Origin of the sequence: Qipengyuania algicida, from assembly GCF_009828025.1 — a bacterium.
Taxonomy (GTDB): Bacteria; Pseudomonadota; Alphaproteobacteria; order Sphingomonadales; family Sphingomonadaceae; genus Qipengyuania; species Qipengyuania algicida.
On record NZ_WTYA01000006.1, the window covers coordinates 1 to 24,820 of the forward strand.

The 24,820-nt window shown below is 57.0% G+C and carries 28 protein-coding genes; 17 read left to right on the forward strand and 11 right to left on the reverse strand.

Translation table 11 applies throughout. The annotated features are described in order from the left end of the window. Window positions 1-308 precede the first annotated feature (308 nt). Window positions 309-1,160 carry a GIY-YIG nuclease family protein gene (locus tag GRI58_RS08550; RefSeq protein ID WP_160753183.1) on the forward strand — a complete coding sequence of 284 codons (852 nt, stop codon included), beginning with the start codon at window positions 309-311 and terminating at the stop codon, window positions 1,158-1,160. A gap of 23 nt (window positions 1,161-1,183) precedes the next feature. On the opposite strand, the gene GRI58_RS08555 is transcribed toward GRI58_RS08550, so the two are convergent. After that, window positions 1,184-1,600, reverse strand: coding sequence for a hypothetical protein (locus GRI58_RS08555; protein WP_160753184.1), 417 nt, complete (start codon window positions 1,598-1,600; stop codon window positions 1,184-1,186). A gap of 139 nt (window positions 1,601-1,739) precedes the next feature. Here GRI58_RS08555 and GRI58_RS08560 point away from each other — a divergent pair, with 139 nt between their 5' ends. Both GRI58_RS08560 and GRI58_RS15435 read left to right on the forward strand, forming a co-directional pair. After that, on the forward strand, window positions 1,740-1,967 hold the full coding sequence (locus tag GRI58_RS08560) for a hypothetical protein (RefSeq protein WP_160753185.1): 228 nt from the start codon (window positions 1,740-1,742) through the stop codon (window positions 1,965-1,967). A gap of 62 nt (window positions 1,968-2,029) precedes the next feature. After that, window positions 2,030-2,353 carry a hypothetical protein gene (locus GRI58_RS15435; RefSeq protein ID WP_202386899.1) on the forward strand — a complete coding sequence of 108 codons (324 nt, stop codon included), beginning with the start codon at window positions 2,030-2,032 and terminating at the stop codon, window positions 2,351-2,353. 164 nt (window positions 2,354-2,517) lie between these two features. On the opposite strand, the gene GRI58_RS08570 is transcribed toward GRI58_RS15435, so the two are convergent. The 7 genes from GRI58_RS08570 to GRI58_RS08600 all read right to left on the reverse strand — a co-directional run bounded on the left by GRI58_RS08570 (window position 2,518) and on the right by GRI58_RS08600 (window position 9,185). Continuing rightward, the gene (locus tag GRI58_RS08570; protein WP_160753186.1) at window positions 2,518-4,287 is read right to left on the reverse strand and encodes a bifunctional DNA primase/polymerase; all 1,770 of its coding nucleotides are present in this window, start codon (window positions 4,285-4,287) and stop codon (window positions 2,518-2,520) included. Then, on the reverse strand, window positions 4,284-4,604 hold the full coding sequence (locus GRI58_RS08575; RefSeq protein WP_160753187.1) for a hypothetical protein: 321 nt from the start codon (window positions 4,602-4,604) through the stop codon (window positions 4,284-4,286). The genes GRI58_RS08570 and GRI58_RS08575 overlap by 4 nt, the downstream gene beginning before the upstream one ends. Beyond that, on the reverse strand, window positions 4,601-4,810 hold the full coding sequence (locus GRI58_RS08580; protein WP_160753188.1) for a helix-turn-helix transcriptional regulator: 210 nt from the start codon (window positions 4,808-4,810) through the stop codon (window positions 4,601-4,603). The genes GRI58_RS08575 and GRI58_RS08580 overlap by 4 nt, the downstream gene beginning before the upstream one ends. 134 nt (window positions 4,811-4,944) lie before the next feature. Then, a complete protein-coding gene (locus GRI58_RS08585) occupies window positions 4,945-5,625 on the reverse strand; it encodes a hypothetical protein (protein ID WP_160753189.1) in 681 nt (226 codons plus the stop codon). Between the two features lie 25 nt (window positions 5,626-5,650). Beyond that, the gene (locus tag GRI58_RS08590) at window positions 5,651-6,805 is read right to left on the reverse strand and encodes a tyrosine-type recombinase/integrase (RefSeq protein WP_237452207.1); all 1,155 of its coding nucleotides are present in this window, start codon (window positions 6,803-6,805) and stop codon (window positions 5,651-5,653) included. A gap of 246 nt (window positions 6,806-7,051) precedes the next feature. Further along, window positions 7,052-7,723, reverse strand: a complete 672-nt coding sequence (locus tag GRI58_RS08595) for a topoisomerase DNA-binding C4 zinc finger domain-containing protein (protein WP_160753191.1) — start codon at window positions 7,721-7,723, stop codon at window positions 7,052-7,054. 676 nt (window positions 7,724-8,399) lie between these two features. Continuing rightward, window positions 8,400-9,185, reverse strand: coding sequence for a hypothetical protein (locus tag GRI58_RS08600; protein WP_160753192.1), 786 nt, complete (start codon window positions 9,183-9,185; stop codon window positions 8,400-8,402). A gap of 142 nt (window positions 9,186-9,327) precedes the next feature. On the opposite strand from GRI58_RS08600, the gene GRI58_RS08605 reads away from it, so the two are divergent. The 9 genes from GRI58_RS08605 (at window position 9,328) to GRI58_RS08645 (ending at window position 18,176) form a co-directional block, all read left to right on the forward strand. Beyond that, the gene (locus GRI58_RS08605; protein ID WP_160753193.1) at window positions 9,328-10,035 is read left to right on the forward strand and encodes a DUF4129 domain-containing protein; all 708 of its coding nucleotides are present in this window, start codon (window positions 9,328-9,330) and stop codon (window positions 10,033-10,035) included. Continuing rightward, window positions 10,032-11,306 carry a hypothetical protein gene (locus GRI58_RS08610; RefSeq protein ID WP_160753194.1) on the forward strand — a complete coding sequence of 425 codons (1,275 nt, stop codon included), beginning with the start codon at window positions 10,032-10,034 and terminating at the stop codon, window positions 11,304-11,306. Before GRI58_RS08605 ends, GRI58_RS08610 begins: the two co-directional genes overlap by 4 nt. Continuing rightward, window positions 11,296-12,252: an AAA family ATPase gene (locus tag GRI58_RS08615; protein ID WP_160753195.1), complete on the forward strand. Its 957-nt coding sequence runs from the start codon at window positions 11,296-11,298 to the stop codon at window positions 12,250-12,252. The genes GRI58_RS08610 and GRI58_RS08615 overlap by 11 nt, the downstream gene beginning before the upstream one ends. A gap of 32 nt (window positions 12,253-12,284) precedes the next feature. Next, window positions 12,285-13,562 (forward strand): DUF58 domain-containing protein, encoded by a 1,278-nt coding sequence (locus GRI58_RS08620; RefSeq protein ID WP_337190935.1) that lies wholly within the window; start codon window positions 12,285-12,287, stop codon window positions 13,560-13,562. Beyond that, window positions 13,559-14,575 carry a stage II sporulation protein M gene (locus tag GRI58_RS08625; RefSeq protein WP_160753197.1) on the forward strand — a complete coding sequence of 339 codons (1,017 nt, stop codon included), beginning with the start codon at window positions 13,559-13,561 and terminating at the stop codon, window positions 14,573-14,575. Before GRI58_RS08620 ends, GRI58_RS08625 begins: the two co-directional genes overlap by 4 nt. After that, window positions 14,565-15,440, forward strand: a complete 876-nt coding sequence (locus GRI58_RS08630; RefSeq protein ID WP_160753198.1) for an RDD family protein — start codon at window positions 14,565-14,567, stop codon at window positions 15,438-15,440. Before GRI58_RS08625 ends, GRI58_RS08630 begins: the two co-directional genes overlap by 11 nt. Window positions 15,441-15,608: 168 nt before the next feature. Beyond that, window positions 15,609-16,826, forward strand: a complete 1,218-nt coding sequence (gene ribB, locus GRI58_RS08635; RefSeq protein ID WP_419957038.1) for a 3,4-dihydroxy-2-butanone-4-phosphate synthase — start codon at window positions 15,609-15,611, stop codon at window positions 16,824-16,826. A 10-nt stretch (window positions 16,827-16,836) separates the two neighbouring features. Further along, window positions 16,837-17,256 carry a 6,7-dimethyl-8-ribityllumazine synthase gene (gene ribH / locus GRI58_RS08640; protein WP_160753200.1) on the forward strand — a complete coding sequence of 140 codons (420 nt, stop codon included), beginning with the start codon at window positions 16,837-16,839 and terminating at the stop codon, window positions 17,254-17,256. After that, window positions 17,253-18,176 (forward strand): aldo/keto reductase, encoded by a 924-nt coding sequence (locus tag GRI58_RS08645; protein ID WP_160753201.1) that lies wholly within the window; start codon window positions 17,253-17,255, stop codon window positions 18,174-18,176. Before ribH ends, GRI58_RS08645 begins: the two co-directional genes overlap by 4 nt. 174 nt (window positions 18,177-18,350) lie before the next feature. Here GRI58_RS08645 and GRI58_RS08650 read toward each other — a convergent pair whose 3' ends face one another. Together GRI58_RS08650 and eno are read right to left on the reverse strand one after the other, a co-directional pair. Next, a complete protein-coding gene (locus GRI58_RS08650; protein ID WP_160753202.1) occupies window positions 18,351-20,444 on the reverse strand; it encodes a M13 family metallopeptidase in 2,094 nt (697 codons plus the stop codon). Window positions 20,445-20,543: 99 nt separating this feature from the next. Further along, window positions 20,544-21,833 (reverse strand): phosphopyruvate hydratase, encoded by a 1,290-nt coding sequence (gene eno / locus GRI58_RS08655; RefSeq protein WP_160753203.1) that lies wholly within the window; start codon window positions 21,831-21,833, stop codon window positions 20,544-20,546. A gap of 166 nt (window positions 21,834-21,999) precedes the next feature. On the opposite strand from eno, the gene GRI58_RS08660 reads away from it, so the two are divergent. The 5 genes from GRI58_RS08660 to GRI58_RS08680 all read left to right on the forward strand — a co-directional run bounded on the left by GRI58_RS08660 (window position 22,000) and on the right by GRI58_RS08680 (window position 24,270). Next, the gene (locus GRI58_RS08660) at window positions 22,000-22,626 is read left to right on the forward strand and encodes a hypothetical protein (RefSeq protein ID WP_160753204.1); all 627 of its coding nucleotides are present in this window, start codon (window positions 22,000-22,002) and stop codon (window positions 22,624-22,626) included. 29 nt (window positions 22,627-22,655) lie between these two features. Further along, window positions 22,656-23,072, forward strand: a complete 417-nt coding sequence (locus GRI58_RS08665; protein WP_160753205.1) for a phage holin family protein — start codon at window positions 22,656-22,658, stop codon at window positions 23,070-23,072. Continuing rightward, window positions 23,072-23,392, forward strand: coding sequence for a hypothetical protein (locus tag GRI58_RS08670; RefSeq protein ID WP_160753206.1), 321 nt, complete (start codon window positions 23,072-23,074; stop codon window positions 23,390-23,392). Before GRI58_RS08665 ends, GRI58_RS08670 begins: the two co-directional genes overlap by 1 nt. Before the next feature lie 38 nt (window positions 23,393-23,430). Then, window positions 23,431-23,949, forward strand: coding sequence for a hypothetical protein (locus tag GRI58_RS08675; protein WP_160753207.1), 519 nt, complete (start codon window positions 23,431-23,433; stop codon window positions 23,947-23,949). A 96-nt stretch (window positions 23,950-24,045) separates the two neighbouring features. After that, window positions 24,046-24,270 carry a DUF4170 domain-containing protein gene (locus GRI58_RS08680; protein WP_160753208.1) on the forward strand — a complete coding sequence of 75 codons (225 nt, stop codon included), beginning with the start codon at window positions 24,046-24,048 and terminating at the stop codon, window positions 24,268-24,270. A gap of 53 nt (window positions 24,271-24,323) precedes the next feature. Here GRI58_RS08680 and greA read toward each other — a convergent pair whose 3' ends face one another. Continuing rightward, complete coding sequence (gene greA / locus GRI58_RS08685) at window positions 24,324-24,791, reverse strand: transcription elongation factor GreA (protein WP_160753209.1); 468 nt, start codon at window positions 24,789-24,791, stop codon at window positions 24,324-24,326. Between the last annotated feature and the right edge of the window lie 29 nt (window positions 24,792-24,820).

The window sequence follows — 24,820 nt, forward strand, 5'->3', positions numbered from 1 at the left end:
CGTTAACCGTTCGGAATTTCTTGCTGCCTACCCGTCGTCCGACGAAGCGCGCAGATTAACGCCCTCATCACCCATAAGCCGTCAGACGGGGGTAACCCTTTTCAGATGATTCGACGTGCACTACTTGCCCAAGTTCGTGGTCTGGTACCCATTGGGGACCCAGCGCGCCGACCAGAAGGCATAAAGGCACGCGATCTCGCGGTCTTCCCTCCCCGGATAGCCTCATTCGATATCAGCGGGTCCTATGGGTGCAAACTTCGCGCGACTTTGGCATGTTCGACCAGAGGTAAAAAGTCGTGGAGATGCCAATGCCGTTAAATTTCAACATGCTGCTACAAGACGAAGGCATTCATCCTGACCATGTTCGCCTGCTGCGCCATCAGACAGGAAAGGTTCCAGGTCGAACGCCGTATACGCTATGGCGAGACGATGTTGGGGCATTTCAACGGTATCAATCGACCCAAGACCCCACGCGACAAGCATATTTTGACGCACCCTTCTGGGCCGCCTTCGTGGCGCCTCCTAGCGGCGGAACCCTCTTTGTCGGACTTTATGAGGTTCAATTAATCGGGAAGGTCCCCGTGGGGCAAATCGACCCTCTTACACTTCGCGAGGTTGGTGCGGATAAAGGAATTGGCCCATACGATCAGTATGATTGTCGTCCAGTTCTGGAGCTTTCAGAATACGTCGGTCGACTTTTCGTGCATTGGGGCGACTCTACGAGCTCATTTCGCGCTTGGGTTCAGCGGGCCGAACGTCAAAACAAGGAAATCGTCGAACTAACGAAGGTATTCCAAGAAGAGTCATTCCCTGGGTTCACGAAGTTTATTCGTCCGCTTTCCGAAATCGAAACCATGCCAATTTCGTGGAAAGAAGTGCTGACAGCTAATCGTGGTGTCTATCTTCTAGCGTGCCCGAAAACCCGAGAGCATTACGTCGGTTCCGCATCGGGGGGAGGAGGTTTTCTCGGTCGCTGGCGGGATTATGTCGCGAACAACCACGGCGGAAACGCCGGACTGAAGAGCCGCGACCCGGCCGATCTCCAAGTTAGCATTCTAGAGGTATCGGGTTCCGCTGCGGCCCCTGAGGAAATATTGGCACTCGAAGATTCTTGGAAAGCCAAATTGCTCAGTCGGACGATAGGGCTGAACCGCAATTGATCACGGCTGAACCCCGGGTCCTTTCAGCGAGTCTTGCTCGTTTGGAGTTCCTCTTGTGCAAGAAGCGTTACGGATTTGATCGTATTCCGGACGGCAAACAAGCTGGCATCAAGATCTTCAAACCAGCTATCGTAGCGCGCAGACAGAGCCTTGTTTAATTCATCTGCGTATCCCTTGATGGCTGGATTCAGTAGCCAGAGCTCTCGTCCAACCACGCTCTGCATTCGCGCTCTTGCTTGCCGATAACGAACTCCCCTTTCTTCGCTTGACTCATCGGACGGTTCGCGTCGCAAAGCCTCATCACTCATCCAAGCGTCGAGCGAAGCTTCCATCTCATTAAGAGCCTGCAAGATTGTGCTGTAAGCATCTGCCTTTCTATCCCATACCTTTTCCGACTGGGTCCGCCTCCATGCGAAATGAGAAGTCAACCAAACGGCCATCAGTGTGGCAATTGGGGCAACAATTATAGCTGCTATCGAACTCCACTCAACCATATGCCCTCCATTGTGTTTGGGGTTTTTCCTGACTTCCCCGCACCCATGATCTTATTGGGAAGATGGTCAACGAAAGGAGGCCATCATGTCCGACGACGAACCACTCGACCGGTCGTACTTGTTATCCCATGCCAAGGCGATCTTCCCCGGCGCGGTCGTCGATGTGATCCACACGCTGGACGAAATTATCCATATAGATGTTGATGGACACCGATACACGTTCGAGATCGGCAGCGACGACGACGAATATCTATTCACCGATGGTCAGCGCTCCTTCGCTATCCCACTTATGGAAATCGACTTCGGTTTCTAGGATTTCACCTGACACGCCTTCCGAACCCATCTTACTGGAAATGTCGGTCCCAAACGAAGGAGATGACCGACATGACTATGACCGAACCCGCAAAGCCGACCATTGCGCCGAACGCTGCAAGCAAGTCTGATGCCGCGAAGACTGCAACTGGAAGCAAGACACCGGCGAAGCCCAACGTCAAAATGATCACACTCGACCAACTCGCCCGCGAAATGAAGATGCCTCCCCGCGATGCCCGGATGCTGCTGCGGCTCGCCGCGAAGCAGACCAAGGTATACCCGACATTAGGCAAGGAACATGTCGCAAGGCAGCCATGGTCGTGGGCACCGGGATCGAAGGCGTTGGACGAAGCCCGCAAGGCCCTTTCCTCCACGCCGACCGTTTGAGGGGTGGTGGCATCGGGCGACCGGTGCCTCCCCTCGCCTCTCTCGATCCAACTTTTCCGGTTTTCACGTTTTCAACGACCGGAGCATCATGAAAAGTGCCGGGAGTGAGCGTCATATGCCTCTCCCACCCCGGCGATGAAAACTTGGAAACTTGGAAAGTTAGGTCAATCTGGCGGAAGCGACCAGAACCAAATTTTGCCCTCCTTTGCTGTAATGATGCCGAGCTCCTTCCGCGCCCGGTCAAGGGTGGATGCACTTATCGCCCGCGCTTCAGCTTTCGACTTTAGGATAGCCGCCGCCTTAGGGCCGGCAGCCAGCACCTCAAGCAAGTACGCCTTAGCGACTTCTCGCTCATCCTGATCAGGTCCGCGCGTGGAAGCCTCGCCTGAAAAGAAGTCATCGGCGGAGATGTCGGTGAATTTCTCGAAGCCGATTACAGGCTGCTCTCCTTTGCGCCCATCCGCGTCCCCCATTGTGAACAGCATGGATTGACCTCGCTCGAAGTTGGTCTTCATGTGGAATACGATGAAGCCCCGGACGCCATCGTCGCGTCGGGCAAGGCCAAACTGGTTGCGCGAAATTCCCACGAAGTCGGTTGAGCCCAACCCCTTCTTCATAGCTTTGTCTTGAGCGCCCTTGCCGAAGTGGCGGACGCAGATAATCGCGCATTTTCGGTTCATCGCAATTTCGGCCAATCGTGCCATGAACTCGCGCACATCGATATTGCTGTTACCATCCACGCCAGACATGAAGGCCTGTATGGGGTCAAGAATGACGAGGCGCGGCCGCTTTTCTGCTATTTCGCCGTCCATCCACTCGACCATTTCCGACGTAAGCTGGAACTGGCGCGATTGAATGAAAACGCGCGATAGGTCCGCGCCGTTCGCTTCCAGCCGCTTCTTGATGACTGCGCCGGGAAGATCCTCGAAATTGAAGAGGAAGCAATTGCTAGGTGGAAATCGGTCGCCATTGGGTAACCTGTCGCCACGGCTTAAGCGCGAACAGAGCCACACCCCTAATTGGCTTTTGCCATCACCGGGATCACCATCCAGCAAGCCTAGCGTGCCAAGGCAGATGTAGGGATACCAGAGGAATTCTAGTTGCTCCTCCGGGATTTCCGAAAAAGGGACGATCCGAGGCGGTGCTTTCACCGGATATCGCGCAACGCTGCGCGCTATCTGCCTGACCTCGCGATCTGGCAATGGTGTCTCCGACATGGTGCGGTTCAACGTCTTTAAAGTCTCTAGGACTGCCGGTTGGGGTACGCCCTTGCCATGCATGTATCCCGCAAACTGCGTCATGGTCGAATTGCGTAACCCGACCGGGATCGGCCCACTTTCGCCGGTGGTTAGCGGCTCTTCGCGATGCGCGGTGATGCTCGCAATGGAGGACGGCAATCGGGCAATCGGTTCATCCTCCCAGAGCATATAGATTGTGCCCGAGGCGTGAACGGACGACGGCCCCACGACATAGCAGCCGGGACCGCTTTTCACGTCCAGCTTTGATCGAGCAGCGTTTCGGGCAGGCATTTCGCCAAGAAAGTAGAAGTGAAATCCTCTCTCTGTTTTTACGGTCAAAGTCGGTGGTGGATGATGACTGGATCGGAACGCTTTAAGGGCTTCCTTGCTGTCACAGTCGATCACAGCCAGCCCCTCGGTCGCCACGGCATAATTCATGTCTGGGTGCTTCCGATGCCAGCGCCGAATTGTCTTCAGGCTTGTTGTTGCGTCCTTGACGCCGTGGGGGACCAGAGAACTGATCGGGTGCTTCCCTACGCTCACGCATTCGTGATTGCCGCAAGTGCAACACCCATCAACAACGCCATGGATCGGCAGGACAGAAAAATCCTGCGCTGCAAACCATTTCATCATCGCTAGAACGCTCGCGCGCTGATCAAATTTCACGTCGATGATTTCGCTTGATAGAGTACTCACCGCTGGTCTCCCCTTCCACGCGACGATCGCTTCTTCGGCATGGCGGCCAGCGCATCCGATCTCCGCTCGAAGTGAAATTTGACCTCCCCTTCTCCGATGCTCTGCTCGATAAACTCCGCGATCAGCGCTGGGTGTATCCTTGCTTCTGCGACACTCAGCCCCAATCGATTGTCGAAATTGAATTCAGCCTCGTGTTCCGGCGAAGAGAAGTGAATCGAAACGTAGCTGGTTGTCACGTAGCCGACGATCTCGATGAAGAAATCGCCGTCCTCGCCTCGCTCTGTGAAAGTCGGGCCCATTGCTTTGTCGGACATCATGCCTCTCCCCGCTCTTCAGCAAGCTTGGCAATGTGCTCGTTAATTTCCGACGCGAGCCATGCGACCGAATGTGCGCCGATACGCAGCCGCTTGGGAAATTGACCCGCAGCTTCCAGCCGAAGCAGGGTGGATGGTGAAAGATTAAGGCCGAGGCGTGGCAAGTCCTCCCGCGTCAGCAAAATCTTGTTTGTATTCAACGCCGTCATTGTGAAGTCCTTTCCTTGTCGTCAGTGACGGCAAATTATTAGGACCACACAGCGAAGAGATTCTACCAAGTCGAATGAACGCGAGGTGGCAAAACACCATATGGTGTTCATGGCATGGCAGAGCGGCTCAATGTTCAGTCGGTGGCGTCATCCTCCGGCGGAAGACCGATCAATCCTCGCAGCATATCGGAATAGCTGAATTGTGGATCAGGGGGTGTCGGATTGCGACGTTCGTCCACCTGCTCTTTAATTAGGCGATCGAGCTGTTCGTCCTCCCCGGTGATCTCTTTATAGATCGCGCGAATGAGGTCTGGATAAACGCCATTAAACCCCTTCGTTTCCCTATCATACGTTCCGCGACGGGGTTTGAGGTCGGGTAGCGCCCGCTCCAACGCATCCACCGAAGCCGCCACGATATGATGCCGGATCAAAGCGCCGTGAGGCAGGTCCAATCGCCGGTAAGTTACAAGCATGAGAGCGACATGCTGAGCCAGCAATTGGAGGTGGTCGAGATGCCTCGCCACCTCATCGAGGTCAGGCATCAGGTCCGGGTTCACCTCCTGCGGCCATAATGACAGCATAGATCGGTTATCCGGATGCAGCGCGGCATTGAGTTTCATCAACGGGTTGAGAACCTGCGTATCGAGCCATTCAAGGCGCTGGGAGAGCGAGTCCTTAGACGGCGAGCGATCAAGTTCGGATGGAGTGATCGAGATTACGCGGCGATATTCCCGTCCAAGGGGAACAAGCACGACCTTGAGTCGGGCGACGGCATCAGCATCATTGGCAACGCCAGCGATCTCAGCGATCCGCATTATGGCGTCGTCACCGAATGGCGCTTCACTGTTCCCCGTTAAGTCGTTCAAGCGTTTGCCCCCAAACCTCCATCGCTTCTACTTTGTCCTTATCATAAGCATGGCGATTATATACGGCTGCAACGCCCGAAATAATGCCGCTGACGTGGTTGAGGATTTTTTCGACGACATGAGGCGCAACATCTTGACGAGCCATGCCCGAAGCGGCGGTCCGGCGCAGGTCATGCCAGCGCCAATTCGTCGTCTGCGAACCTTCTGACAGGCGGCGTAGAGCCTTCGAAAACCCGCTTATTGGCGACTTTCGCGTGGTGGTGAACACATAGTCGCAATCGAGGAAACGCGGCACATCTTCAAGGACTGCAAGGGCGAAGGCGCTCAGCGGTACGACATGCGCCTTGCCATTTTTCGATCTCTCGGATGGGATCACCCACGTTTTCGCGTCGAAATCGATTTCGCCCCACCGCATTTCTGCCAATTCACCCCGACGCTGGGCTGTCGCCAATAGCAAGGGCGCGAACTGCCGGAATGGATAAACATCGTTACGACATGCCCGCAATACACGGACAATCTCATCATCCTCTAAAATGCGCTCGCGTGAAATCTCCTTGGTCGGCGGCTTCAACCCAACAATTGGGCTCGCCTCGACAATGCCGCGCTCAACACACCAATTGAACAGCTTGCGAATGTGCGAAAGAATACGATTTGCCTGATAGTTCGAGCCGCGAGCGAGAGCCGCGTCCATCATCTCCAGGACATCAAACCGCTTGATTTCGCGGATATCGCGCTGTCCGAATGGGGCGATGAATTCCCGCTCCAAGATGCGGTCTGCCTCGCGCCAGCTTTTGTTGCGCGGTTGGGCATGCAGACGGATGAATTCCCGGCAAATGCACTCAACCTTCATGTCGGCCGTGCGCCTGCGCTTGGTTGGGTCGATACCTTCATCGACTTGACGAAGGATATCGATCGCCTTCTCGCGTGCCGTTGCCAGTGAAATGCGCGGATAGACACCAAGCTTCATGCGCTTTTGCGCGAGGCCATACCGAAACTTCACGGTGAAGACCTTTTGTCCATGCGCCGACACCCGCACACTCATACCGGGGCAGTAAATGTCGTGAACCTCGTAGCGCTTCGGCTTGGGTTTCAGAGCATCAAGTGACTTTGACGTAAGCGCTTGTCGCATGTGCCATCCTTTCGAATGGCAATTCAATAATCACGGAAATCAGCCAATCTCAAAGAAATTCCTCGCACATGATCGACCTAAATCAGCAAAGTGCAGCATGGTCCGAATTGACGAGGCCGCGCTACACCGGGGGTGCTTTGGATCGAGAGAAAGCACTCGCAGTCGGACCAGATGGCGCGACACTGATTCTGGGTTTTGGGGACGCATTCGATTTCGTGGAACCGGGTTTCGTGCCTGCTAATCGCGTTACACCGAGCAAGAATAACGGCACTTCGGGAACGTGGAGCAACCGAGGAACTCCCCGAACTTACCGTTTCGTTTGACCAAGTGGCCCGTGCAGCCCGATTGCGGACATGTTTGCACGGGTGATGACTGATCGAAGAGGTTAGGCTGTGGCCGCGGGCTCCGCGTCGGCTTTTTCTGGTACTTTTGGCGCTTGAATTCCCAAGGGTGAACATTGTCATCGTAGGCCCAAATGCCACGCCTGTAACGTTGAGCGTCATCGAGTGCATCGAAGTAGCTGGGATCAGGCTCGTACCGATCCAAGACCCAAGTCCAGCCATTGAGGATCATTTCAAGTTCAATGTTCCTCATCGCGCCAGTTCGTTGGTCGTCCGCAAGGTAAGGAACGCAAACGATGCGCCCATGCCTGTCGACAACACCCCCAGTGTCCATCTTAAGGAGCACGACCAACTCGACCCATCGGTCAGCGATCAACGAGGTCAGAAATTCCTTGGACTCTTTTCCGCCGGGCTGCTCAAGTTCAGGTGCATCAGTAAATCCGAGGCGAACAACAACCTCGCATGCCTTTTGTAGCTGCGTGTTCCAGAGCATGGTTTTGAAGCCGTCGCCGTCGAATACCTTCAGTACCGGCGCACGAATGGTTTCAGTACCGGGCTCTTCAAAAGCGAACAGCAATCACCCATCCCTTCGCAACTCGCTTGTGAATTTCTCACTTGCGACCGTTCTATGCAATGACGGAGGTTTAAGAACGCCCCCACGTCTTTTTCATACGAGCTTGAACCTGACAAACCCGACTTATGATGTTATGGATGCCGCTGTTCTCGTCTGCGCCTTGCCGAGAAAATTCGCCCAACAATCTGGTACCCAGAAATTCACCGGTCTTCCGTATGGGTATCGAGGGGGTATCGGGCGCCCAATCTTGCCTGCTTGGACATGAAGCAATTTGCTTGGGAATCAGCGGGTCTTAGATACGGTTTTGTGTTCCCCAAGACGCAAAGTGACGCAAATTGATAAGGTATAACAAGAGCTTAAGTCACGCTCTTAATCAGCGGGTCCTAGGTTCGAGCCCTAGTGCGTCCACCATTTTACAATAGTTCAGCTCAATCTTGCCGATTTCGAAACGAACAACTTTCGATATTAGGCGGATAGGATAGAATTTTCCCCTGGACGATTGAGCTTTAGCGTGCCGACTGCTCATCGCACCGGGCGCGTGCGTGACATCATAGCCTTGGCACGTAGTCCCCATAGTCATGATCGAGGTTGCGGCACGCGTTGTCAGAACTCGTATAATTAAGATCGTTGACAGGTAATCGCTTCGCAGATCGCAATCATGCTCAAAGAGTGCTGGGCGTCAGGCGAAGACATCCGCCAGCGCTGTGCCCGACGGCCCTTCCTTCCATGTCAACAACTCGACGTAGAGAGAGGTTTGAGCCGTGCTCCACACCGTCATAACAATTGTCGACATGAAGAGACTGAAGATGAGGAAGCTTATGGGGAGGTGACCCTGCTCCAATTGGGACAGGCCACTGAAACCGGCCAGCCCAAATGCGATCCCGGTGAAAATCCAGTACACGATGACTATGATAGCTTCGACCGCGAACACTTTCCAACGCGCCCCTTTGGTAAGCGCACGGCTTCTTGAAAAGGCACCGAACACACCGGTCTTTTCATGCACCAACGCCGGTGCAGCAATGGCCCACATACAATAGAGCATCACGCCTGGGACAATCAGCAAAATGAACCCCAGGCCCACACCCAAGCCCATGAGGATGGCCAACCCTATAAGTGGTAGAATAGCACCAAGGCCCGTCCGTATGCACTCACCGAAACTGGCCTTATGACCATGTGTGTGCGCGATGGTAGCCCGCACCAAAGCGCCTTGGACCAGAGATTGAAGCACGATCGAAACGATCGCCCCGATAATCGCTAGGCCGACCACGCCCAGTTGCTGATAGTGGGTTATGGCACCCCCACGCCAGGACATATTAAACCAGTTGAAAACGACCGAGGGGAGTCCGCCGAAAATCAGCGCTATTCCGAACATTACTACCGAATTGTCTGCCAAGACCGAGAAGGTCCGGCTGAATACGCGTCCGATTGAAACCTGCTGATTGTCTTCGATTGCCTGCGTTGCCATCCCTGCGCCCCTTTTTCCTTATTTGGATGGCAGATTAAGACCATTGCGATTTTTGTCCAGCGTCATTCTGCACCATTGCACATGACGGTAAACCGGTTAGTTTCATGCGCCTAAGGGGTCGTAACAGGGGTTGTCGATACACATGGCCGTGCCATCCGGTCTTGAGCTCTCGGGGGTGTCCGACCCGCGCTTCGCCGCAGCACACCATGCTCTGGTGAGTGATAACGCAGTGCAGTTCGATCTCCAGAAGGCGCTTCCTCCCCCACAACCTCCACAATGGTTGTCGACACTCGGTCATTGGGTCGAAGACATACTGAAGCCAATCGGTCGCTTCTTCGAATGGCTGACCAACTTCATGCCGAATGCTCCGGTCGCCCGCCTATTGTTGTGGCTTGTCATCATCGCGATCGTCAGTGCGGCCTTGTGGCTCATCATCAACCGTCTCCGAGGCAAACCGCTCTGGTCAAAACGTGCACACGCTCAGCACGATGAACCAGGAGTAGCGAATGAAAGCGATTGGGTGCCAGACCGGAATGCCGCAATCGACTGGCTTGCCGAAGCCGACCAATTGGCCGCAAACGGTGCCTTTGCCGAGGCGATACACCACCTTTTGTACCGAAGCATCGAGGATATCGAGCACCGCCGTCCTGAGCTTGTCCGACCGGCTTCAACGAGCCGTAATCTCGCGGCTGCAAGCGCGATCCCATCGGAAGCGCGAGCCGGTTTCGGGCAAATCGTCGCGCTTGTGGAATGCAGCCTGTTTGCAGCCAAATCGGTCAATGAGGCTGATTGGGTAACAGCACGCGATGCCTATCACGATTTCGCCATCGCACGAGCTTGGCAGGTATGAGCGATATTGGCCCAAACTCAGGCGACAGAGGAATCTTTTCGGTCGCCACTGTCGCCATCCTACTGGCGATCGGCATTGCAAGCTTTTTCGGAGCGCTGTTGCTAGGCGCTTACGCGCCCGTTCTTCGCCAGAGTGGAGGCGGCGGTGAACATGCCATGTCGCGTTCCGCAGTAGGCTTTGCCGGTATAGTCCGACTCGCCTCCGACATGGGTCGCAATCCAGAAATAATTCGGCAGCGATCCCGCTGGATGAATGCGCAGTTGGTGGTGGCCACGCCAGAATCCGCTTCCATTCCCATCGGCAACCTCCTGACAACGAGACAATACAAGACGACACTGCTGGTGTTGCCGAAATGGGAAACCGTTGCGGATGATGGTCATCGCGGCTGGGTTCGCATCAAAGGCCTGCTGCCGCGAAGCGAACCGGAAGGCGTTCTCGCGCCGGGGGACGATTACACCATCGCAAGGCGCGACAAGTCAGTGGGTCAACTGACGAATGCGGCTGATATACCGGGAAAGATCGTTTTTGCCGCACCCAAGCATCTTCAAGTCATTACGAGCTACAAACCTGGGGGAAGTTCTTCCACGTCATCCTCATCCAACGCCGATGATGATGCCCCGCTGCCGCAAAAGTTCGAACCATTGATCACAGACGGTAAGGGTGGAACTGTACTTGGAAGATTGGGTAATCTCTACATTCTGGCGGACCCGGACCTGATCGACAATGCCGGGCTGAAAGACGAGCGCAATGCAGCATCGGCGCTCATGTTGCTCGACTGGCTCAACCGGTTGCACCCACAGTCGATCGGGTTCGACGTTACGCTCAACGGCTTGGGCGGCAGTCGCAACTTGCTCGAGCTTGCTTTCGGGCCACCTTTCCTCGCGGTAACATTATCGCTGCTCGCTGTGGGCCTGCTGCTCGGTTGGCAGGCAATTTGGCGTTTCGGGGCCGCACAACAGCGTGAACGCGCAATTCCCTTCGGAAAGGCTGCATTGGTCGAGAACGGGGCGGCTCTGATCCGCAAGGCCCGGCGAGCCAGGCACTTCGGCGGCCGATATGCCACCGTGATTCAGGAACAGGCGGTGAAGGCGTTCGGAGTTCCCGCGCGCATAAACGGTGACGCGATCATCTCCTACCTCGACGAAATCGACGAACACAATCGCTTCTCGGATCTGGCCTTCGCGGCACAAGAAGCTGGGGACGAAACGGCAATGCTCGACGCCGCACAGGCGCTCTATAGATGGCAACAGGAGAAACTGGGTGACACTTGACGAAGTCAAACAACTGACGAGGGACATCCGGAAGGAAGTGGGCAAGGCAGTCGTCGGTCAGGAAAGGACTGTCGATCTCCTTCTGACCGCACTGCTATCGGGCGGACACGTGCTGCTCGAAGGGCCGCCCGGAACTGCCAAGACGTTACTGGCAAACAGTTTTGCCGAAGCGGTCGGAATGCGTTTCGGTCGCATCCAGTTCACACCCGACCTGATGCCAGGCGATATTATCGGCGCCAATCTTTTCAACTTCCAGACCTCGACGTTTACTCTCACCCGAGGGCCGATCTTCACCGAAATGCTGCTCGCGGACGAGATCAACCGCACACCGCCCAAGACACAGGCAGCATTGCTAGAGGCCATGCAGGAACGAACCGTCACAATCGACGGCGAGAGCCTGCCCTTGGGGGACCGCTTCACCGTCATCGCAACGCAGAACCCGATCGAGCAGCAAGGAGTCTACCCCCTGCCCGAGGCACAGCTCGATCGTTTCCTGTTCAAGCAATTGGTCGATTATCCTTCGCTCGAAGAGGAACAGCGGATCATTGCCGCACATGGCCATGTCGGTGATCGTATGCGTCCGGAGGCATGGGGTGTCGGGCAAATCACAAACGCGGAGTCTGTCGGACAAGCGATTGCCGCCGTTCGGGAGGTCAAGCTGGTCGATGAGGTGGTCCATTATATCGCAGCGCTAATTCGCGGCACCCGCAGCGTGGCTGAGCTTGAAAACGGCGCGAGTCCACGTGCTGGAGCCCTGCTTGCTGGCGCTGCGAGAGCATGGGCGGCAATGAATGGCAGGGATTTCGTCGTTCCCGACGATGTGCAGGCGCTCGCCCCCGCACTTCTGCGACATCGTTTGATCCTGTCCCCGGCCGCGGAGATTGATGGGCGACAGGTTGAGGACATCCTCGAAGCTATCATCGATTCCATTGAGGCGCCGCGTTGATATATCCCACCCGCCTAGCGATCCTGGCAGCATTGGCTGGAGCGCCAATCGCTCTGGCCATTGCCGGATTTCTTCCGGGGCTGTGGTATATCGGGCTTATCTGGTCCTGCGCGGTGGTGTTGCTCGTAGTCGCTGATGGCGCGCTGGGTCCTCGCCCCGCCGCGGCAACAGCCGAAATCGAATTGCCCGGGACTGTTTCGGTCGGTGCCGCTTTCGAGGCCCTCGCCAAAATGCATTTCGATGCCGAGCAAGCCCCATCTTCAGTAGAGATCGCACTTGGCATGGCGTCGATTCTAGAAGCCAACAAGAATGTAGAGATCGTCCAGATCAATGAACGCAACGGAACGGGTCATTTCGAACTCACTCCCTTGCGACGGGGTACGGCGCATTTTCCCCGTATATGGATAAGATGGAGGGGCCCCTTCGGCCTGACCTGGAAGCAGCGGGTGATTAACATAGATGCTGGGGTGGCGGTTCTGCCCGATATCGAGACGGCACATCGCCGCGCTGGCGAAATCTTCCGTCGCCATGCCCTCCAGGGGTTACTACTGCAAATTGATCGTGGTGACGGAACAGATTTCGATACGCTGACCGAATACAAGCCGGGCATGGACAAGCGCGCAATCGACTGGAAGCAATCGGCGCGTCACATCAAGTTGCACGCAAAGGAATTCCGTACCGAACGCAACAACCAGATCGTCTTTGCGATCGATGCCGGACGCCAGATGTCGGACCCGATCGCCGGGCTTCCGCGACTTGATCGTGCCGTTTCCGCAATGCTCCAGAATGCATGGATTTCTCTCAAGCTCGGTGATCGCGCAGCATTGTTTTCGTTCGATTCCCTCCCTCGTCTGGCAAGCGGCTTTGTTGCCGGAACCCGTGCCTTCGGCGAACTCCAACGGCTTGCTGCGCAAATCGACTACAGTAGCGAAGAACCCAACTACACGCTCGCCCTTGCGACCTTGTCACGGCGTCTCAAGCGCCGCTCGATGGTTGTGCTTATTACCGAATTCACCGATCTTACAGCTGCCGATTTCCTGATCGATGCAGTGTCCCGCTTGATGCACAAGCACCTTTTGATGATCGTGGTGCTGCGCGACGAGGACCTTGAAACATTCGCTACACACGAGCCTGTAAGCACTGATGACGTTACCCGGGCCGTGACCGCCGCCGCACTTTTGCGTGAACGGCTGCTGGTACTCACTCGTTTGCGCCATCTCGGAGTCAACGTCGTAGAAAGTGAACATGATCGCCTCGGTGATCGCATCACTGCCGCGTATCTCGATCTCAAACGGAGAAACCTGCTGTGAGCACTCCCGTCGGATCCGATGTTATATATCTCAACACCACACGGCTGCGGCTTGCTTGCGAGGCGGATTGGGACCGGCTGGATCACATTGTTAGCCTGCTGGAAAAGAAATCCGCCAAATCGCTCGACGACGACGATCTGCTGGCGTTGCCAGTGCTATATCGCGGGGCGCTATCTTCCCTGTCGGTGGCGCGCGAGACTTCACTCGATCGCTCGTTAGCCCGCTACCTCGAACAGCTGTGCACCCGTGCCTACTTCCAGATCTACGGGGTAAAGGTATCGGGCTGGCGACAAGTCGCGAACTTCTTTGCCGACGGATGGCCCGGTGCTGTACGCGATATATGGCGCGAAACACTGGTCGCCCTGTTGCTGACCGTGCTTGGAACCCTCTTGGGATATTTTCTCGTACGCGGTGATCCGAGCTGGTTCTTCGACCTCATGCCAGGAGGGATGGCACAGGGGCGCGATCCCACAGCCTCTGTGCAGGCACTCTCCAAAACGTTGTATGATCCGGGCAAGGAGGGGTTTCTCGGGATATTCGCCACAGCGCTATTCACACATAATTCGCAGACAGCGTTATTCGCCTTCGCACTGGGTTTCGCGTTCGGGCTACCGACCGCCATGCTGCTTATCTATAATGGCGTATTGCTGGGGGCGCTGTTCGCCGTTTTTGCCTCCAAGGGCCTTGGCGCGCCATTTGCATCCTGGATCATGATCCACGGAACCACTGAGCTGTTTGCCATCATGCTGGCAGGTGCGGCCGGATTTCGTATCGGCACTGCAGTGGCCTTTCCCGGCCCTCTCGCCCGTCTCGACGCGGCTGTGCAGGCAGGCAGGACCGCTGGCTTGGTCATGCTCGGTGTGGTCGCAATGCTACTCGTGGCGGGTATCCTCGAAGGTGTCGGTCGGCAGACGATCCTCGTCGACTGGCAACGCGCCGCAATCGGTTCCATCATGCTCTTTTGCTGGTTGACTTATTTCTATCTACCTCGGCGGCACAATCATGATCGGTAAGGCAAAATCCCCACGCCGAAAGCGAAGTACGCTGAAACGCAATTTCGTCACGCCTGAAGGTGTCGACCTCCAACTCACACTGGGTTCGGCGGGCGAACGCGCGGGTGCGTTTCTGATCGACCTGATAATTATGTTCGCAATCCTGATTGCAGCAAGTCTTATCACTGCCGCTCTCTTCAATGGCTTTGGTAGCGCTGCTGATCCGGTGTTCGCAATCATCTGGCTGCTCGGTTTCTTCATCCTGCGCAACTTCTGGTTCACTCTGTTTGAGATGGGCGGTCAAGGCGCTACGCCGGGCAAACGCCTTATGGGTTTGCGTGTGGTCGCACGCGATGGTGCGAGACTGAGCGGGGCGGCGGTCGTCACACGCAATGCCTTGCGCGAGATCGAGATTTTTCTGCCATTCTCGCTGCTGGCAGCAACCGGAGTAGAGGGAAGCAATACCGATGCCTATATCTGGGCAGCTCTCTTATGGAGCGGATTGTTCCTGTTCCTGCCACTGTTCAATCGCGACCGATTGCGGGCCGGCGACATGCTGGCCGGCACCTGGGTGGTCCAGGTTGTCAAAAACGATCTGGCGTTCGATCTCACCGCAGCCACGAGCGAACGGCAGCGCACCCACTTCACCGACCAAGCGCTCGATCTATATGGCGAATTCGAACTTCAGACTCTGGAAGACGTCCTGCGAAGGAACGATCCCGAAGCAATCCGTATCGTCGCCCAGACTATCCGCAGCAAACTTTCATTGCCGGATGACGGAGACGATTATAACTTCCTGTTCGACTATTATGCCGCCCTCTGCGCGCGCCTCGAAAAAGGCATGATGCTCGGGAAGCGTCGGGCTGACAAATTCAAAAATGCATGAGTAGGTCAGACGATACCACAGGAAGGAATGTTAGCGTCAAGTGTACACAAATCGTCGATTGCTGTGAGATTGATGTGACTTCAACCCTCGACATCACATTTCGATGTGATACACTTGGGTATGAGCACAGTAATTGAACGCGTTCGCGCATTGGTCGCGAATGAGACCATGACACGCAGCGGCCTCGCGCGCGCAGCAGGCCTCCACGCCAACACATTGCGCGACTGCACCGACGAGTCATGGAACCCGACGACAGAGACACTCGCCAAGCTCGGCCAGTTCCTCGAGCAGCATGACGACAGTCCCGTTCTCGTCGGGATCGAGGAGATTATCGACGAGGCACGCAATGGCCGAATGTACGTCCTTGTCGACGATGAAGATCGCGAGAATGAGGGTGACCTCATAATCCCCGCACAGATGGCCACGCCTAACGCCATCAACTTCATGGCCACTCATGGTCGCGGATTGATTTGTCTTGCGCTTGATCGCAAGCGTATCGATGCCCTCGATTTGCAGCCGATGAGCCGCAACAACGGCGAATCCATGCAGACGGCATTCACTGTTTCGATCGAAGCACGAGAAGGCGTGACGACAGGTATTTCCGCCGCGGACCGGGCTCGCACAATCGCCGTGGCGATCGATTCCGCTAAGGGTCCGCAGGACATCGTGTCGCCAGGACACGTATTTCCCCTTGCCGCACGTGATGGCGGCGTGCTGGTGCGCGCCGGTCATACGGAGGCAGCAGTCGATATCTCGCGCCTCGCCGGCCTTAACCCCTCGGGCGTGATCTGCGAGATCATGAACGAAGATGGCAGTATGGCGCGGCTCGAAGACCTTATCGCATTCGCGCGCCGCCACTCGCTCAAGATCGGGACGATCCGCGACCTGATTGCCTATCGGATGCGCAACGATCATCTTGTCGAACTGGTTAGCGAGAGCTCGCTGGCTTCCGACTATGGCGGTGACTGGCGCGCGATGAGTTATCGCAGCAAGGTTTCCGGTGCTACCCACGTGGTGCTGCAGAAGGGTCATGTCGATCCTACCGAACCAACGTTGGTGCGAATGCATGCGATTTCGATCTTCGACGACGTCCTGGGACAGACCGGTATACGTAAACGCCAGTTGCAACGCTCGATGGATGCGATCGGCGAAAACGGCACAGGGATCGTGGTCGTTATCATGGGTAACAGTCCTGAGGGAATCCATGCTGAAATAGGACGCCGCCCCCACCCGGATGGCGAATTACGCGATTACGGCATCGGCGCGCAGATATTGGTCGACCGGGGGGTCAGCGAGATGATCCTTCTCACCGACAGCGAGCGCACGGTCGTTGGCCTTGAAGGTTATGGCCTCAAGGTCGTAGGCCGCCAATCCATTCCAGCTTGAGGAGCCTGCCATGGCCCAGTTTCTTATCGTCGAAGCACGTTTCTATGCGCATCTCAACGACCAACTTATCGACGGGGCACGCAGAGCGCTTGAGGCGAAGGGACATTCGGTCGAGGTGTTGACCGTCCCGGGGGCGTTGGAAATACCCGGTGCCATTGCACTCGCTGCTGAAAGTGGTCGCTACGATGGCTTTGTCGGCATTGGCGCAGTGATCCGTGGGGAAACCTATCACTTCGAGATCGTTGCAGGGGAGAGCGCGCGTGGGATCATGGCGCTGACCATGGACGGCATCGCTATCGGCAATGGTATCCTTACTGTCGAAAACGAGGCGCAAGCCCAAGTCCGCGCCGATCCCGCGCAGAAGAACAAGGGTGGCGAAGCGGCCGAAGCGGCCATGGCGCTGCTCGCACTACGGGATAAATTTGCATGATGAACCACCCTGCCCTCGCCGGACTTCCCCTCGTCCTTGGCGGCAATGTATTTGGCTGGACCGCCGATAAGAATACCAGCTTTGCCGTACTCGACGCATTCTACGAAGCCGGAGGGCGGATGATCGACACCGCCGATGTCTATTCGGCCTGGGCCGATGGCCACAAGGGTGGAGAATCGGAACTCGTACTGGGCGAATGGCTGGAGAGCCGCGGCGTGCGCAAGGACATGCGTATCCACACCAAGACCGGGATGCTTGGCGACAAGGAGCTCTATGAGCCCGCCCGTGTGCTCCAATCGCTCGACGCCTCGCTCGAACGGCTGCGGACCGATTATGTCGATCTGTACTATGCACATCGAGATTATGAAGAACTTACGCCCGACGCTATCGTGTCCGCCTTTGACGGGGCGGCCAAAAGCAAGAAGGTGACATCGCTGGGCGCGTCGAACTTCAGCGCCGAGCGACTCAAGGCGATGCTTGATACCGCAACAGAGCTGGGTGCGGCCCCGTTCAGCGTTCTGCAAAACGAATATAACCTTGTCAGCCGCGACGGCTTCGGACCTGATTTACAGGATCTGTGCAAGACGCACTCCATCCCGATGCTACCCTATTTCGGTCTGGCGGCCGGGTTCCTGACGGGGAAATATCGCAAACCGGAAGACTTCGAGGAAGGTGCGCGAGGCTCCGGGGTCAAGAAATTCCAGGAAAAGGGCGCGAACGTGCTCAAGGCTATGGACGCGATTGCGGATGAAACGGGTGCGAGCCATGCGGCCATCGCGCTTGCATGGTTGCGTGAGCAGCCTGCAATCGGCGCGCCGATCGCCAGCGCGCGCAAGCCAGAACAGCTCACCGACCTGATCGCCTCGACCAAACTCGATCTCAACGATGCGCAGATCGGGAGGCTATCCGACGCGCTCTAGAGGCGTTCGAAAAACTGCGCGAAGGCAAAACAGGCGCCGCGACGGACCATTGGTCATGCGATGGCGCAGTTACCCAATTGTCACCGCCCACTTGAGCGATCCGCCCGGCAAAACATCACCATCTGTCAGTTCGTTGCAAGGGAGGCTGGATATCCCGCCTCCCTCGCCGCGCGATCAGTAAATCGTCACGCGCTTGTCTGGCGCGAGGTAAAGCTTGTCGCCTTTCTCCACGTTGAAGGCCTTGTACCACGCATCCATGTTGCGCACTGTCAGCGCGCGATACTGTCCCGGCGCGTGCTCATTGGTGACAACCTGCTTGCGCAGCGCGGCATCGCGCATCTTGGTGGCCCAAGTCTGCGCGAAAGCGAGGAAGAAGCGCTGGTCGCCGGTGAACCCATCGATCACCGGTGCGGGCTTTCCGTTCAGCGATGCGTGATAGGCTTCATAGGCGGCAGTCAGGCCAGCCAGATCCGCAATGTCCTCGCCCAGCGTCAGCTCGCCATTGACGTGCAGGCCGGGGAAAGGTTCGTACTGATCGAACTGCTTGGCCAGCGCCTGACCGTTCTCCTTGAACTTCTTCTTGTCGGCATCGGTCCACCAGTTGCGCATGGCGCCGGTGGAATCGAATGCCGCACCGTTATTGTCAAAGCTGTGGCTGATCTCGTGCCCGATCACCGCACCGATCGCGCCATAATTGTAGGCAGGGTCGGCCTTGGGATCGAAGAACGGCGGTTGCAGGATTGCTGCTGGGAAGTTCAGCGCATTCTGAACTGGCAGGTTCACCGCATTGACGAGCTGGGCATTCATCCACCACTCGCCCTTGTCCTGCGGCTTGCCGATCTTGGCGAGCTGCTGTTTGTAGCGAAGCATTTCGGCGGCCTGCTTGTTGGCATAGGCGCTGTCTGGGGAGACCTGGAGCGCGGAATAGTCCGTCCATTTGTCGGGATAACCTACTCCAACGGTCATGCCCGTGACCTTGGCCTTGGCTTCTTTCTTGGTCGCCGGGGCCATCCATTTGATCTGGTCGATATGGTTAGCGAAGGCCGTCTTGATATTCGCCACCATTCCCTGAATTTCAGCCTTTGCGGAGGCGGGAAAATACTTAGCGACATACAGCTTGCCGAGTGCATCACCCATGTCCGTATTGAGCGCGGCAATCGCACGCTTTGCGCGCGGACGCTGTTGCTCGGTGCCGGTCAGTTCCTTGCCGTAGAAGGCAAAGTGCAGCCGGTCGAGTGTACCGGGCAGCACGTCGGTGTTTGCGTCGATCTGGTGGAAGACGAGCCAGTCTTTCCACGCATCGAGCGGCTGCGAAGCCACCAGTGCGGCAAGCTTGGGAATGGCGGTCGGGTTATAGGCATCGAACTTGTCGACCTGACCGAGCTGCGCGGCATCGAAGAAGGTCTTCCAGTCGAGGCCCGGGGCCTTCTTGGCGAAATCCGCCTGCGTCCAGAGCTGTGAAGCCTTAGTCCAGTCGTTGCTTTCCTCGCGGCTTGCATGCGCCTGTGCGATTTTCACTTCCAGATCGTATATCTTCTGCGCCTTGGTGGCAGCATCGGTAATGTTCGCAGCCTTCAGCAGGTTTTCGATGTAGCTGCGATAGTCCTTGCGGTAACTCGCCATCTTGGAATCGGACGACAGATAGTATTCGCGATCCGGCATCCCCAGCCCGCCCTGCAGGATATAGGGCACAACGTCGCCGCCCTTGAGCGCCTGCGTCACAAACACGCCGAAGAGGTTTGGCGTCTGGAAGTTAACCGCATTGAGGGGATCCACATCCGCGCGGATCTGGCTACCGAGAACTTTCGCAAGCTGCGTCTTGTCGGTGATCGCATCGAATTTCGCGAGTGTCGGCTGAACCGGGGTCATGCCGGCGGTATCGATCGCCTGAGTGTTCATATAGGCATCGTAGAACGCCTTGACCTTCGCAGCGTCAGTGCCGGTCGCGGGTGTGGATTTCTCGATCTCGCCGATCAGGCTCGCAAGTTCCTTGTCGGTCTTCTCGCTGGCGATCCAGAACGCCCCAATGCCAGACCGGTCGGCCGGGATCTGGGTGTTCTTCATCCAGGTGCCATCGGCGTAACTGTACCAGTCGTTGCCCGGTTTGACCGACGTATCCATCCAGTCCTTGCGAATGCCAAGTTCAGTGCCGGGCTTCGCTTGCGTTGCTTCGGTTGAAGCGGACTGATCCTTGGGCTGGCTGCAAGCAACGGGACCAAGCAGAATGACGCTGCTCGCAAGCAGCGTGGCGGTAAGACGGCTTTTCATTTTATTCTCCCGAAGGGTCTCAAGCGGCAGGCACTAGTGCCTGTTCCTGCCGCTCAGATGAACGAAGTTGGCCAGAGTGCCAGTGTCAAACCAGGTGAATCAGGGGCGTTCGAGCGCGCCGAAGCAGGCTTTGCCGATATACAGCGCGCTGTCGCCCAGTTCTTCTTCGATACGGATCAGCTGGTTGTATTTCGCAAGCCGGTCTGAACGCGCAAGCGAACCGGTTTTGATCTGCCCGCAATTGGTTGCCACTGCGAGATCGGCGATCGTCGAATCCTCGGTCTCGCCCGACCGGTGGCTCATCACTGCCGTGTAACCGGCGCGTTGGGCGATGCTGACCGCATCCAGCGTTTCGCTGAGCGACCCGATCTGGTTGACCTTCACCAGCAGCGAATTGGCGATGCCTTTTTCAATGCCCGCCTTGAGGCGCTTGGGGTTGGTCACGAAATTGTCGTCACCGACAAGCTGGATGGTCGCACCGATGCGGGCCGTCAAAGCTTGCCAGCCTTCGACGTCATCTTCGGCCATACCATCCTCGATCGAGCGGATCGGGTAATCCCGGCACAGGCGGTCGAGGTATTCGGCCATTTCCTGCCCATTGAGCGTGAGGTTTTCCCCCGAGATAACGTATTTGCCGTCCTTGAAGAATTCCGTGGACGCACAATCGAGTGCCAGTGCGATATCCTCGCCGGGCTTGAACCCGGCTTGCTCGATCGCTGCCAGAATAACGTCGAGAGCGTCGCGAGTGCTGGCGATGTCTGGAGCAAATCCGCCCTCGTCGCCGACAGATGTCGACAAGCCCTTTTGCGCTAGGCCCTTCTTGAGCGTGTGGAAGACCTCCGAACCCCAGCGCACCGCATCGGCCAGCGTCGGCGCACCGACCGGCATGATCATGAATTCCTGAATATCGATCGGATTGTCGGCGTGTTCGCCTCCGTTGATGATGTTCATCATCGGCACCGGCAGGACATGGGCCGAAACGCCGCCGATGTAGCTATACAGCGGCAGTCCACGCGCATTGGCCGCCGCCTTGGCGACTGCAAGGCTGGTGCCGAGGATAGCGTTGGCGCCGAGCTTGCTCTTGTTGTCGGTTCCATCCAGCGCGATCATCGCAGAATCGATGTCGCGCTGATCTTCAGCATCGAGGCCGAGGATCTGGTCGGCGATCGCACCGTTTACCGCATCGACCGCCTTCAACACTCCCTTGCCGAGATAGCGGCTCTTGTCCCCGTCGCGCAGCTCCACGGCTTCGTGCGCGCCGGTCGACGCGCCGGAGGGCACCGCGGCACGACCGAAACTGCCATCGTCAAGCAGAACGTCGACCTCTACAGTGGGGTTTCCCCTGCTATCGAGAATTTCGCGAGCGTGGAGATCGATGATGGCGGTCATTGGGGGCTGCTCCTGGCGAGTGTTGTAATCATGTATAACACCCCTAAATTAGGTGTCGGCGGCCATCTATGCCGCGGAACATAGACGTGCAAGTTGCGTTGCAAACGATAAGGATGGAAAGCAGCGAACCTTGTGTGTGACATATCCGGGAAGGGACCAAATTCAAATGGCGGAAAAGACAGAGACCCCGAAACCGAAGAAGCGTACCGCGAGCACGCGCAAATCCGCAGCATCCAACACCCGGCCCAAGGCCAGCAAGGTAAAGGAAACAACTGCCATGACTGATACGATTACCCCACCAGCCCCCGTCACCGATCACAAGGCCGAGGCGAAGTCGCGCTTCAATGCAGCGCTGGAAGAAGCCAAGGCGGGTGCCGCCGCACTGAAGGCAGAGGCAGGCGATCGCGCCAGTGCCTATCGCAGCCAGGCGCGCGGGAAGAGCAAGGATTTGTCGAAGGACGCCAAGGCTTACGCAGACGAAGCGAAAGTGCGCGGCAAGGAACTCGCGACCCAGGGCAAGGGCAAGCTCAGCGAAGGGCTGACCGCGCTTGGCCAGACCGTGGCCGAGAACGCGCATGTCGTGGACGAGCGACTGGGCGCAAAATACGGCGATTATGCTCGGAGCGCATCACGCAGCTTGAAGGAAACCGCGACCAAGCTCGACGGCAAGAGCGTCGAGGAACTGGGTGAAGACGCCAGGGAGATGGTTCGCAAAAGCCCTGCCACGGCAGTCGGTATTGCTGCAGTGGTAGGCTTCATGCTGTCGCGCCTGTTCACCCGTTCGCGTCGCTGATTGCGCAGGATAGGGACAGGTTCGGGGGCGTGACACGACCGCAGGATTTAGACAGATCGGATGTCAGGCAGGTTCCGCGGGATCTTTCTGACGCACGCCAGGACAGCGATGGTTCGGAAGAGCCATCGCTGGCCGAAGACGTGTCGGCATTGTTCGATGATGGCAAAACCTATCTGGAAGCCGAGATCGCCTTCCAGAAAAGCCGGGCCGGATTTGTTGGCAACAGGCTCAAACGTGCCGGGGCGATCGGGTTGGTCGCACTCGGCCTTCTGCATCTGGCTGGGATCGCGTTGACCGTTGGCCTTGTCATCGCGTTGTCGACGTTGGTCGGACCATGGTTCGCGACGGCTATCGTGGTGATCGCCTTCGCCGGTCTGGCGATACTCCTGCTGGCGAGGCTGCGCGGTCTGTTTGCCGACATCGGCTCCGCTTTCGAGGAACAGTGATGACAGATTTGCGCCATCGCATGTTGGAAGACAGGCTGGTTCGCGATTCAGCCCGCGCGCTGGTCAAGGCCGATATCGAGAATCTGCGAAGCGACCTCGCTCAAAAGAGTATCGGAGAACGCGCATTTGGGCGCATCGCTGATGGTGCGATCGACGTTTATGACGAAGCCGTGGAAGTGGCAGCCGATCACAAGGGCGCACTCGCGGCCATTGTCGCAGCTCTCGCGATGTGGTTCGCCCGGCATCCCCTGATCGCCATGTTTTCTGACCCGGATGATGAAGAATTCGGCGAGTCAGGCACGGAACAAGATCACGCGTAAAGCCGTTCCGATAAAGAACCCGAACGCGGAGACTATTCATGAGCGAAGAAACTGGAACCAAGATCATCACTGACGAAGAACGTCGCGAGGCGCTTCGTCAGAAAATTGCCGCGAGCGAAGAACGCAATGCCCAGCGCACTTTTGCCGATCAGGCTAAGGAAGCTGCCAATACCGCGCTCGATTACGTTCGGGAAAACCCGCTCAAATCGGTTGCCGCTGTGGCACTGGGTGCTTTGGCCATCGGGGCGATGACCCGTCGTGGGCGCAATGTTGCAACCAATGCGGGCAAAAGGACGAGTAAGTTTGCGGCTCTCGCTAGCGATGCAGCTATTGCTTATACGATGAGCCTGCTCGACGCCGCCGGCGATGCGGTCGAAACCGGGCAACATAAAATGGCCGATTTCAGTGACACTGTGGGGGACAAGGCGCGCAAATTTCGGCGCTTTTCCGCCAAGGAAGCTCACGAGGTGAGCGACCAGGTGAACAAAGTGGCCCGCAAGACCGGCCGCTCGACGCGCAAGACGATCAAGGATCTGCGATCGCGCCTGACGCATTAATTGCGGCAATTGTCATATTTCGCGGCGCGATGGGGTTTTCCTGTCGCGCCGCGTTCCCTATGGGCCTGCTGATTCCTCCCCATTCAAGGTTCAATCATGCCCGAACAAAAACAATTGCTCCATCTGGTGATGGGCGGCCGTGTAACGGACCCGCGCAGCCTCGAATTCGAAGACCTCAAGGCGATCGATATCGTCGGAGTGTTTCCTAACTACTCAAGCGCTCTGGAAGCATGGCGCGGAGCGGCGCAGCGGACGGTCGACGATGCAGAGATGAAATACGTCATCGTGCATCTTCACAAGCTGCTCGAGCCGGACGAATAGTAATGGCGCAATTAGAGGCGGTCTTGTTCGGCCCGCCTCTAATTGCGTTCAGTTCAGATGAATTCGATCTTTTCGACGAGATAGAACTTGTCGCCCGACGGAACGGTCACCTCGATCTCGTCCTCGACCTGCTTGCCGATCAGTGCCCGCCCGAGCGGTGAGTTATAGCTGATCCGCCCATTGTTCGCGTCTGCTTCAGTCTGGCCGACAATCTGATAGCGCACCGGCTTGTCGTTCTCGTCTAGCAAGGTCACCGTTGCGCCAAACACAATGCGGTCGCCCGAAAGCGTCGTCGGATCGATGATTTGCGCACGACTTACCTTGTCTTCAATGTCAGAGATCTGCGCCTCGATCTGCCCCTGGCGTTCCTTGGCCGCGTGATATTCCGCGTTCTCGGAAAGATCGCCATGCGCGCGCGCTTCCTCGATCGCGTCGACCACCTTGGGGCGTTCCGCACGTAATAGCTTCAAATCAGCCGTCAGCTTTTCATAGCCCTCGGCCAGCATGGGCACCTTTTCCATGGGCGTATATATCCTTTTCTGTCCCCTCG